Annotated in this window: 8 protein-coding genes and 2 pseudogenes; 7 read left to right on the top strand and 3 right to left on the bottom strand. The window is 65.8% G+C overall.

What is annotated here, in order from left to right:
• The 5 genes from fba to VGH68_RS25900 form a co-directional block, all read left to right on the top strand.
• Window positions 1-1,021, top strand: a 1,021-nt coding sequence (fba, locus tag VGH68_RS25920; RefSeq protein ID WP_331606569.1) for a class II fructose-bisphosphate aldolase, incomplete at its 5' end; no start/stop codon positions are given.
• A 144-nt stretch (window positions 1,022-1,165) separates the two neighbouring features.
• Window positions 1,166-2,056 (top strand): phosphoribosylaminoimidazolesuccinocarboxamide synthase, encoded by an 891-nt coding sequence (locus VGH68_RS25915; protein WP_331606568.1) that lies wholly within the window; start codon window positions 1,166-1,168, stop codon window positions 2,054-2,056.
• A 52-nt stretch (window positions 2,057-2,108) separates the two neighbouring features.
• The gene (gene purE / locus VGH68_RS25910) at window positions 2,109-2,627 is read left to right on the top strand and encodes a 5-(carboxyamino)imidazole ribonucleotide mutase (RefSeq protein ID WP_331606567.1); all 519 of its coding nucleotides are present in this window, start codon (window positions 2,109-2,111) and stop codon (window positions 2,625-2,627) included.
• A 113-nt stretch (window positions 2,628-2,740) separates the two neighbouring features.
• Complete coding sequence (locus tag VGH68_RS25905) at window positions 2,741-3,937, top strand: 5-(carboxyamino)imidazole ribonucleotide synthase (protein WP_331606566.1); 1,197 nt, start codon at window positions 2,741-2,743, stop codon at window positions 3,935-3,937.
• Window positions 3,938-3,945: 8 nt separating this feature from the next.
• Window positions 3,946-5,004 (top strand): L-threonylcarbamoyladenylate synthase, encoded by a 1,059-nt coding sequence (locus tag VGH68_RS25900; protein WP_331606565.1) that lies wholly within the window; start codon window positions 3,946-3,948, stop codon window positions 5,002-5,004.
• A 162-nt stretch (window positions 5,005-5,166) separates the two neighbouring features.
• On the opposite strand, the gene VGH68_RS25895 is transcribed toward VGH68_RS25900, so the two are convergent.
• The 3 genes and pseudogenes from VGH68_RS25895 to dacB form a co-directional block, all read right to left on the bottom strand.
• On the bottom strand, window positions 5,167-6,384 hold the full coding sequence (locus VGH68_RS25895) for an SGNH/GDSL hydrolase family protein (RefSeq protein WP_331606564.1): 1,218 nt from the start codon (window positions 6,382-6,384) through the stop codon (window positions 5,167-5,169).
• Window positions 6,385-6,704: 320 nt separating this feature from the next.
• Window positions 6,705-7,178, bottom strand: a pseudogene (locus tag VGH68_RS25890) (sterol desaturase family protein); the annotation flags it as partial.
• A gap of 266 nt (window positions 7,179-7,444) precedes the next feature.
• Window positions 7,445-9,091: a D-alanyl-D-alanine carboxypeptidase/D-alanyl-D-alanine endopeptidase gene (gene dacB, locus VGH68_RS25885; protein ID WP_331606563.1), complete on the bottom strand. Its 1,647-nt coding sequence runs from the start codon at window positions 9,089-9,091 to the stop codon at window positions 7,445-7,447.
• A 392-nt stretch (window positions 9,092-9,483) separates the two neighbouring features.
• Between dacB and VGH68_RS25880 the strand changes: the two genes are divergently transcribed.
• Both VGH68_RS25880 and VGH68_RS25875 read left to right on the top strand, forming a co-directional pair.
• Window positions 9,484-10,146, top strand: a complete 663-nt coding sequence (locus VGH68_RS25880; protein ID WP_331606562.1) for a response regulator — start codon at window positions 9,484-9,486, stop codon at window positions 10,144-10,146.
• Between the two features lie 4 nt (window positions 10,147-10,150).
• Window positions 10,151-10,312, top strand: a pseudogene (locus VGH68_RS25875) (two-component sensor histidine kinase); the annotation flags it as partial.

Raw genomic sequence — 10,312 nt, 5'->3', positions numbered from 1 at the left:
AAACGGTTATGGCATTCCGGCATTCAACGTGAACAACCTGGAGCAGGTGCAGGCGATCATGTTCGCAGCGGACAAGGTCAACGCCCCGGTCATCATGCAGGCGTCCGCCGGTGCGCGTAAGTACGCGGGCGAGCCGTTCCTGCGCCATCTGATCGAAGCAGCCATTGAGTCGTATCCGCACATTCCGGTCGTGATGCATCAGGATCATGGGCAGTCGCCGGCAGTCTGCATGGCGGCCATCCGCAGCGGTTTTACCAGCGTGATGATGGACGGTTCGCTGGAAGCGGACGGCAAGACGGTGGCATCGTACGAATACAACGTCAACGTGTCGCGCAAGGTGGTGGAAGCGGCGCACTCGATCGGCGTGACGGTGGAAGCGGAGCTCGGCGTGCTGGGTTCGCTGGAAACCATGAAGGGCGACAAGGAAGACGGCCACGGCGCGGAAGGCACGATGACCCGCGAGCAACTGCTGACCGATCCGGAGCAGGCCGCCGACTTCGTCAAGTTGACGCAATGCGACGCCTTGGCTATTGCCATCGGCACCTCGCACGGCGCGTATAAATTCAGCAAGAAGCCCACCGGCGACATTCTGTCGATCCAGCGCATCAAGGAAATTCACCAGCGAATTCCGAACACCCACCTGGTGATGCACGGTTCCTCGTCGGTGCCGCAGGACTTGCTCGCGGAAATCCGCGAATTCGGCGGCGACATGAAGGAAACCTACGGTGTGCCGGTCGAGGAAATCCAGGAAGGCATCAAGCACGGCGTGCGAAAGGTCAACATCGACACCGACCTGCGTCTCGCGATCACCGGCGCAATTCGCCGCTACATGGCGACCAATCCGGGCAAGTTCGATCCGCGCGATTATCTGAAGCCGGCGCGCGAAGCGGCGATGAAGGTCTGTCTCGACCGCTACACGCAATTCGGCTGCGAAGGCCAGGCTGGCAAGATCAAGCCGGTTTCGCTTGATAAAATCGCGGAGAAGTACAAGTCGGGCGAGCTCGCGCAGGTCGTCCGCTAAGCTGTCGTTCTGGCCGGGCTTTCGCCTGGCCGGCTGGCTATCTGGCCAGCTTGTCGTCCGATCGCCGTTCCCGCATCATCGGGGGAACGGCGTTTCCCTTTTGTTCCGCTCACATTTTTGCCCCACTTTTAGCGAACCACGACGATGTCTACCCTGTACGAATCCACGCTCCGCTCGCTGCCGCTGCTCGGCCGCGGTAAAGTCCGCGACAACTATGCGGTGGGCAACGACCAGTTGCTGATCGTCACGACCGACCGTCTGTCGGCTTTCGATGTGATCATGGGCGAGCCGATTCCGAACAAGGGCCGTGTGCTGAACGCGATGGCGAACTTCTGGTTCGAGAAACTCCAGCACGTGGTGCCGAACCACCTGACGGGCGTCGCGCCCGAGTCGGTGGTTGCGCCGGACGAAGTCGAGCAGGTCAGCGGCCGCGCGGTGGTCGTCAAGCGCCTCGAGCCGATCCTAGTCGAAGCGGTGGTGCGCGGCTACCTGGCCGGCAGCGGCTGGAAGGATTACCAGGCCACCGGTTCGGTGTGCGGGGTGGAACTGCCGGCGGGCATGCAGAACGCGCAAAAACTGCCCGAGCCGATCTTCACACCGGCTGCCAAAGCCGAGATGGGTCACCACGACGAAAACATCACCTACCACGAGATGGAGCGCCGCATCGGCACCGAGCTATCGGCCACGATCCGCGACATCTCGATCCGTTTGTACAAGGAAGCCGCCGATTATGCGGCGACGCGCGGCATCATCATCGCGGACACCAAGTTCGAATTCGGTCTGGACAACCACGGCAAGCTGTATCTGATGGACGAGGCGCTGACGGCCGATTCGTCGCGCTTCTGGCCGGCGGATCAATACCAGGTGGGCACCAACCCGCCGTCGTTCGACAAGCAGTTCGTGCGCGACTGGCTCGAAACGCAGCCGTGGAAGAAAGAGCCGCCAGCGCCGAAGCTGCCGGACGACGTAGTCGTGAAAACGGGCGAAAAGTACCAGGAAGCGCTCGAGCGCCTGACCGGCCACAAGCTCGACTGATCGCGCGCGCCGTATCAGGCGCGCATCGTCCGCAAACAGGGAAGCCGTAAAGATGAGTGAAGCACAAACCGCCCATACGCATCGCGCGCCAGTCGTCGGCGTGCTGATGGGCTCCAGTTCCGACTGGGAAGTGATGAAAAACGCCGTCGCGATCCTGCAGGAATTCGGCGTGCCGTATGAAGCGAAGGTCGTGTCCGCGCATCGCATGCCCGACGAAATGTTCGCCTATGCTGAAAGCGCGCGGGAGCGTGGTATTCGCGCGATCATCGCTGGTGCGGGCGGCGCGGCGCATCTGCCGGGCATGCTGGCCGCGAAGACCACGGTGCCGGTGCTCGGCGTGCCGGTCGCGAGCAAGTACCTGAAGGGCGTCGATTCGCTGCATTCGATCGTGCAGATGCCCAAGGGCGTACCGGTCGCGACGTTTGCGATCGGCGAGGCGGGCGCGGCGAATGCGGCGCTGTTCGCGGTGTCGCTTTTGAGTGGCACCAGCGCCGAATACGCGGACAAGCTCGCGGCATTCCGCGTGCGCCAGAATGAAGCGGCTCACGCGATGGTATTGCCGGCGCTGTAAGCGCGCCGGTTGTTGTTTGTTTCAACACAAGACGTCCCTGTCCGACCCCCGGCCGTTTGCCCGAGGCTCGCCATGCGAGCGCAACGCGCATCCAGCCGCGACCGACCATCAAGATGAACCTAGACAACACACCGGTTTCACCGATTCTGCCCGGCGCATGGCTTGGCATGGTCGGTGGCGGCCAGCTCGGCCGCATGTTCTGCTTTGCCGCCCAGGCGATGGGCTATCGCGTCGCCGTGCTCGACCCGGACGAAAGCAGTCCGGCGGGCGCGGTCGCCGACCGCCATGTGCGCGCGGCCTATGACGACGAAGCGGCGTTGACCGAGCTCGCGCGGCTCTGCGCCGCGGTGTCGACCGAATTCGAGAATGTGCCGGCCACGAGCCTCGATTTTGTCGCGAAGACCACGTTCGTGAGCCCCGCCGGCCGCTGCGTCGCGGTCGCGCAGGACCGCATCGCCGAGAAGCGCTTTATCGCGTCCTCGGGTGTGACGGTCGCGCCGCACGTCGTGATCGAGTCGTCGGACGCGCTCGCCGCGCTCGGCGACGCGCAGCTCGAAGCCGTGCTGCCGGGCATCCTGAAAACGGCGCGGATGGGTTATGACGGCAAGGGCCAGGTTCGGGTGCGCAACGCGGACGAAGTGCGCGAGGCGCATGCGTCGCTCGGCGGCGTGCCGTGCGTGCTGGAAAAGCGCCTGCCTCTGAAGTTCGAGGTCTCGGCGCTCATCGCGCGCGCGGCAAGCGGCGCGTCGGTCGTCTATCCGCTCGCGCAGAACACGCACCGCGACGGCGTGCTGTCTCACACGATCGTGCCGGCGCCGGACGCTACGCCCGCGCTCGTTCAGCAGGCACAACAGGCCGCGCTGCAGATTGCCGACAAGCTCGGCTATGTCGGCGTGCTGTGCGTCGAATTCTTCATCCTCGAAGACGGTTCGCTGGTCGCCAACGAAATGGCGCCGCGCCCGCACAATTCCGGCCACTACACGGTCGATGCCTGCGCGACGAGTCAGTTCGAGCAGCAGGTGCGCGCGATGACCGGCATGCCGCTCGGCGACACGCGCCAACATTCGCCGGCGGTGATGCTGAACATTCTCGGCGACGTGTGGTTCCCGGACGGCCCGAAGCGTGCAGCGGTCACGCCGCCGTGGCACGAGGTTGCGGCGATGCCGGCCGCGCGGCTGCATCTGTACGGCAAGGAGGAGGCGCGCTGCGGCCGCAAGATGGGCCACGTCAACTTCACCGCGCCGACGCTCGACGAAGCCCGCACCGCGGCGCGCGATTGCGCGCGCTTGCTGCATATCGTCACCAGCTGACGCGCGCGATGCCGGACCAACACAAACCCGCCGAAGACGCCGCCAGCGCCGCGAATGCGTTCGGCGTCAGCGCCGCGCAGATCCAGCACGCGGTCGCACTGCTCGATGCGGGCGAGCTCGTCGCGTTTCCGACGGAAACCGTCTACGGCCTCGGCGGCGATGCCGAAAGCCCGGACGCGGTCGCACGCATTTACGCGGCAAAGGGCAGACCGGCCAATCATCCCGTCATCGTGCATCTGGCCCCGCAGGGCGATCCGAAATACTGGGTCGAGTATTTGCCGGCGCACGCGCAGCGTCTGATCGACGCGTTCTGGCCAGGGCCGCTCACGCTGATCCTCAAGCGGGCCGCGCGGATCCCGGCGGCGGTCAGCGGCGGGCAGGATTCAGTGGCGTTGCGCTGCCCGTCGCACCCGGTTGCGCAGGCGCTGCTCGACGCGTTCAGCGCGTTGCGCGGCGGGCACGGCGGCGTGGCGGCGCCGTCCGCGAACCGCTTCGGGCATGTGAGTCCGACCACCGCGCAGCATGTGCGCGACGAGTTCGGCGGTGCGATCCATGTGCTCGACGGCGGCGCGTCGGATGTGGGGATCGAGTCGACGATCGTCGATCTGTCGCGCGGTTTTCCGGCGCTGCTCAGGCCGGGTCGCGTGACGCCGCGGGATATCGCAGACGTGCTCGGCGAGGCGCCGCGTCTGCCCGATGGATCCGATGCGACCGCGCCACGTGCGTCGGGCACGTTGAAGGCGCATTACGCGCCGCGCACGCCGCTCGCATTGCTGCCGTTCAATGAGCTCGAGCCGCTGCTCGAGGCGCGCGAAGCAGGCGAGCGTGTCGCGCTGGTCGCGCGCGCATCGCGCGCCGGCCACTGGGCCGATGCCGAAGCCGTACATTTCGTCGCGGCGCCGGAAGATCCGGACGTCTACGCACGCGAGCTATATGGGTTGCTGCGGGCGCTCGACCGCGCGGACGTTACGCGAATTCTGATCGAGAAGCTGCCGGATACGATCGAATGGATAGCGGTCAACGACCGGCTGGGGCGCGCGGCGGCGGCTTTCGAGGCACAAGGCTGAAAGCTGGGTCGAGCCTCCGTGGCGATGCGGATGCTTCCTGCCGACGGATAAAAAAAACAAGGCCCGGCTTCGTTCAACGGCAGCCGGGCCTTTCGTTTCGCTCAACAGTCATCGAGGCTGCGAACTGGCTGGTGACCATGCCAGTCCGTCAGCCAACCCGCTTTACTTCCCAAGCCCGCTTGCCGCGATCTGCTTCTCGACCTGCTGCGCGAACAGCGCATGCAGGTGCGTGGTCGGATGCACGAGGTCTGCGAACATGTAGCTCTGGTCCGCACCGGCCACCGTATAGGTCTGCGGCGAACAGAACAGCGACGACCCGAACGCGCTCCCGAACGACGCCGCCGTCTGACCCGGCAGAAGGACGGCCGGGTTCTTCGTCGCATAAGCGGTCGCATTGGCGGCCATCGACGCCAGGTTACACCCGGTGCCGGTATTCGACACGGTGAAACCCAACGACTGATAGTTGGCCATCGTCTGGTCCTGCCACGCGAACGTGCTCACGTAGATGACCTGCTTGTTCGACGCCAGCGCCTGCTGCAGCGTGCCGTTGTAGGTCTGAACCAGCGCGTTGAAGAGCGCCTGGCCCTGCGCACCAGCGGCGAGCCCCTGCGGCGTCTGCGCGATATCGGGCACGTCCGCCACCACCACATGAGTCGCGCCGGCAGCGACCACCTGCTGGACCGTACCGACGAACTTCGCCGCCGCGACGCTGACCGCCTGCAGCGCGGCCGGCGTCGCCGCCAGCGACGCGTTGGTCGCCGCGGTCTGCGCGGCGCTCGCCGAGCCGCCGCCTTGCAGCACCTGGGTGGCCGCCGCCGTACCGGCATCCGAGACAGCCTGCGCCTGAATGAAGATGTCGTTCGCGCCGCCGTTCATTAGCACGAGCTGGTTCGAATTGAAGCTGTTGTGCGCGGCCAGATACTCGGAAACCTGTTGCGTAACCGGCACCGTCGTCGCTGCCAGGTTGTTCGGCGCGTAGCCTTCGCCCGGCTGCAGATCGACACGCGAACCGCCTTGGGCGTAACCGAGGCCACCGGCCGCGGTGAGCGGCTGACCGAAGCCGCCTACGTATGCTGGAGCCAGCGTGCCGCCGTAGTATTCGGCGACCTTCTGCGTCCAGATTTCGCCTGGATTCGTCGTGAAGCGGCCGCCGCCGGTACCGACGCTCGCCTGGACGGACGGGCCGTAAGTGCCGACGTCCGACAGGCTGTCGCCGAACGACACGACCTGCAGTTTGACCCCACCGGGCGGCGTGTTGCTGCTCGAATTGTTGTCATCGCCGCCACCGCCGCATGCCGCGAGCGCGGCGAACGCTGCGCTCGCCATGGCGATTTGCGTGACGCGCACCCATTGATGTTTTTTCGAAGCGGTTTGATTCATGTTGACTGCATCTCCTCGTATGTGGCCCTTGTGCCATGTGTTGCAGGCGGCGCCCGCCGCGTCGGCGGCGTGACGACAGCTTACAGAATCTTCTACGGCCTGCATGGTGGGTGAAACGCGACCGTATGATTTGCATCCGAGCCTGACTGCTCACCGATTGCGCGACTGACCGTGTCGCGCGGTTTGCTGCCTGACTCCATGCCCGAAAGCCCGTGCGCCGGCGGACGCGATCGCGCTTCTAATGCTGCTGCCAATTTAATGCGCTGCGAGCGATGAACGGTGCGCCATGCGGGCGGTGTTCACGACGCGCGCGCTCGGTATTTTTGCGGCGCAAAGCCGAGGGTCGCGAGCCGCGCCTGGAACAGCCGCACGCAGGCAACCGGATACATCACGCTCTGACGAAACGCGGTCGAAGAATTGATCCGCTCCGACGAGTGATGTGCGACGCGCGCGGCCCGCAGCCAGCGCATTGGATGGCCATAGCGATGAAACCGGTACTCGGGCAGGTGGTGTGCGACGAACAGCACGACGAACGACACCCACGCGGGCTGCCACCTATGGATGCGGTTGCGGTAGTGCGTACGGAAAAATGCGTAGACACGGATGATCGCGAGCCACGCGAGCTTGTCGGTGGCCTGCTGCATCAACGCGAGCGCGGTATTGCACAGCGCGTCGCGCCAGCTATCGAACCGCGCGGCGGGGCGCATGCGCCGCGGGTGCCACGCCTCCCAGCCGGTGCAGCCGGGAAAGACGGGCGCCATGGCGAGCAGCAGCAATTCGGCATTGAATTGCATCGTGTCTCCCTTCCTTGTCCCTGACCGCCGCGGAGTGCACGGCGGGCGGTGTCGTTGTCGTTGGTGTGGGCTGCGCGGTCTGGGTCGCCGGGCGACACGCGCAGCCGGTGCGGCCCGAGCGGTTATCGCTTGTCTCGCGATCGCTTGACTCCCGATCGCTTGACTCCGATCTGTTGTCTCTCGATCGCGTATCTCACGCGCCGCACGTTGCTCGACAGCGTACACGGTTAGGACCTTGCCGCGGGTGGCTTCGCTAGAAGAATTCCTCAGTGGCCGGCGCGCTTGCGCGGGTTTTTCTTAGGCTGCGCGCGCGGCTCTTCGATCGGGGCCGAGACTTTCGTGAAGCCCTGCGAAGGCCCGTCGTACACCCATTCGAGCAGCGCGTCGTGCGCAGCACGCGCCGCTTCCGAATGCGGGTCGTTGATCAGGCTGACCACGATGTAGCTGTTGCCATCGGCCGACGCCACATAGCCGGCGATCGCGCGCACGTCGCGCAACGTGCCGGTTTTGATATGCGCATTGCCGCCCGCGCCCTGGTTGATCAGGCGGTTGCGCATCGTGCCGTCGACGCCGGCGATCGGCAGCGATTCGACGAACACCTGCGCGACCGGGCTGGCGTTCGCGCGTTGCAGAAGATCGGCGAGCGCGAGCGCGGTGATGTGCTCGTTGCGCGACAGACCGGAGCCGTTCTCGAGCGTCAGATACTCGGGGTTCAGACTGTCGCGGCGCAAGAAGTCCTCGATCGCGCGTGCGGCCTTCGCGGGTGTCGCAGGCGCTTTTTCCTCGGCCGCGCCGATCGTCAGGAACAGGTTGCGCGCCATCGTGTTGTTGCTGAACTTGTTGATGTCGCGAACGATGTCGGACAGCATCGGGCCCTCGTGCGTCGCGACCAGTTTCGCGCCGGCCGGCACCGCGCCTTCGCGCGTCGTGCCGTGGAAGGTACCGCCGGTTTGCTGCCACAGCGCCAGAAAGCCACCGGCGAAGAACGCCGAGTGATCGAGCACCGCGACATTGATCGTGCGCGGCTCGCAGCGCGCAGGGAAGTCGCCGCTGAACGATGCGACGAGCGTGCCGTCGGGCTGCGGCGTGACCGTCGGTGCGAGCGCCGCCGTGTCGCCGCGGCAGGGGCCATGCGTCGCGCGCAAGTGGTTGTCGATGCGCAGTTGCGCGAGCGCGGGCAGCACGTCAATTGCTACCGTACCGTCCGGCGACGGCGTCAGCGTGAACGACAGCGACTTGAACGCGTACAGCAGCGGATCGGGGCCGACGTTGTACGGCGCGGTGACGTCGTCGTCGAAGGCGGGGAGATCGCGCGTCGACGGATCGAAGTAGCGCTTGTCGAGCACCAGCGCGCCGTCGACGCCGTTGATGCCCGCCTTGTGAATCTTCTGCACGAGATCGATCAGTTCTTCGGGTACGAGCTTCGGGTCGCCTGTGCCCTGGATGTACAGATTGCCATGCAGCACGCCGCTCGCGTCTAGCGTGCCGTCAGCGTAGGCGGTCGTGCGCCAGCGGTAGTCTGGGCCGAGAATCGACAGGCCGGAATAGGTGGTGACGAGCTTCATCGTCGAGGCGGGCATCATCGGCTCGCCGGCGTTCAGCGCAAGGATTGGCGTGCGCTGGCCGACTTTCTCGACGACGACGCTGATCGACGACAGCGGCACGTGCGCGCGTTGCAAAGCGCGCATCACCGGTTCCGGCAGCACGGTCGTGACGTTGACGCTCGGATGCGTAGCCTTGACGCGCGCCTGTGCCGGCTGCGGCAGTAGCGCGCCCGCGCCCAGCGCGGCGGCGAGCAGCCAGATTGCGGTGTGCCGCGCGAGCCGGGTGCGCATGAATGCGGCGACGGCGGAGGAACGGAGCGGCCGCGACGCCAGACGGCGGGCGGCGGAAGACAGAAAAGCGTGCGTCATGAACGGGCGAAAGACCAAACGGGCAAAGGACTGAACAGGCAAACAACCAGATGGGCGGGCACAGCCTAAGCGCATGCGGCGCGCGGAGATGCGTTAGCGGTCGGCACTCGAGGCTGTTCGACGGCATCACACCGCCTCGCACGATCGCCTGAGCGTCGCTTGACGCGTGCCCGAAAGGAAGGCTCGCGCGCGAACCTGCCAAACGCCGAAACCGACCTACGGATGGTTGCTGCTTACGCAGGCGCCGCGCGAACGGGAAGGTCACCGCGCGACGCAAAGCGCACATTGTAGTGACATGCCGCGAGACTGCGTTGAAAAAAGCGCAGGGCGGTGCGCAGGCGGAGGGGCGGGCGCTAGAATGCGGCATCATCAACGTTTCCGGACGGACAACCATGCGCATCCTGCTAGTCGAAGATGACCGGATGATCGCCGAAGGGGTGCGCAAGGCGCTGCGCGGCGAAGGCTTTGCCGTGGACTGGGTCGAAGACGGCGAAGCGGCGTTGCGCGCGGCTGCCGCCCAGCCTTACGATCTGGCGCTGCTCGACCTGGGCCTGCCCAAGCGCGACGGCCTGCAGGTGCTGCGCACGCTCCGTGCGCGCGGTCACGCGCTGCCGGTGCTGATCGTCACCGCGCGCGACGCGGTCGCAGATCGCGTGAAGGGCCTCGATGCCGGCGCTGACGATTACCTTGTCAAACCTTTCGATCTCGACGAACTCGGCGCGCGTATGCGTGCACTGATCCGGCGCCAGTCCGGTCGCAGCGATTCGACGATCCGCCACGGCAATGTGACCCTCGATCCGGCCTCGCACCAGGTCACGCTCGACGGCGCGCCGGTGCCGCTGTCCGCGCGCGAGTTTGCGCTGCTGGAAGCGCTGATCGCGCGACCGGGGGCGGTGCTGTCGAAAAGCCAGCTCGAAGAAAAGATGTATGGATGGGGCGAGGAGATCGGCAGCAATACGGTCGAGGTCTATATTCACGCGCTGCGCAAGAAGCTCGGCGCCGAGCTGATCCGCAACGTGCGCGGCCTCGGCTACATGATTGCGAAGGACGCCTGAGCCGATGCGCTCGATTCGCCGGCAACTGCTGTTCTGGCTGCTCGCACTGGTGTTGCTCGGCGTGGGCATCGCGGGATGGCTGATCTACCGGCAGGCGCTTGCCGAAGCGAACGAACTGTTCGATTACCAGTTGGAACAGATCGCCGCGGCACTGCCCGCCGAGCCG

It is taken from the genome of Paraburkholderia sp. (genome assembly GCF_036488505.1).
In the GTDB taxonomy this organism is placed as follows: domain Bacteria; phylum Pseudomonadota; class Gammaproteobacteria; order Burkholderiales; family Burkholderiaceae; genus Paraburkholderia.
This window is presented reverse-complemented; position numbering and strand designations above follow the sequence as displayed.

What these genes read in the sequence shown, in the direction of transcription:
- VGH68_RS25915 (WP_331606568.1), top strand. Translation starts at nt 1,166, where the DNA reads ATGTCTACCCTGTACGAATCCACGCTCCGCTCGCTGCCGCTGCTCGGC.
- VGH68_RS25905 (WP_331606566.1), top strand. Translation starts at nt 2,741, where the DNA reads ATGAACCTAGACAACACACCGGTTTCACCGATTCTGCCCGGCGCATGG.
- VGH68_RS25895 (WP_331606564.1), bottom strand. Translation starts at nt 6,384, where the DNA reads ATGAATCAAACCGCTTCGAAAAAACATCAATGGGTGCGCGTCACGCAA.
- VGH68_RS25880 (WP_331606562.1), top strand. Translation starts at nt 9,484, where the DNA reads ATGCGCATCCTGCTAGTCGAAGATGACCGGATGATCGCCGAAGGGGTG.
- dacB (WP_331606563.1), bottom strand. Translation starts at nt 9,091, where the DNA reads ATGACGCACGCTTTTCTGTCTTCCGCCGCCCGCCGTCTGGCGTCGCGG.
- VGH68_RS25900 (WP_331606565.1), top strand. Translation starts at nt 3,946, where the DNA reads ATGCCGGACCAACACAAACCCGCCGAAGACGCCGCCAGCGCCGCGAAT.
- purE (WP_331606567.1), top strand. Translation starts at nt 2,109, where the DNA reads ATGAGTGAAGCACAAACCGCCCATACGCATCGCGCGCCAGTCGTCGGC.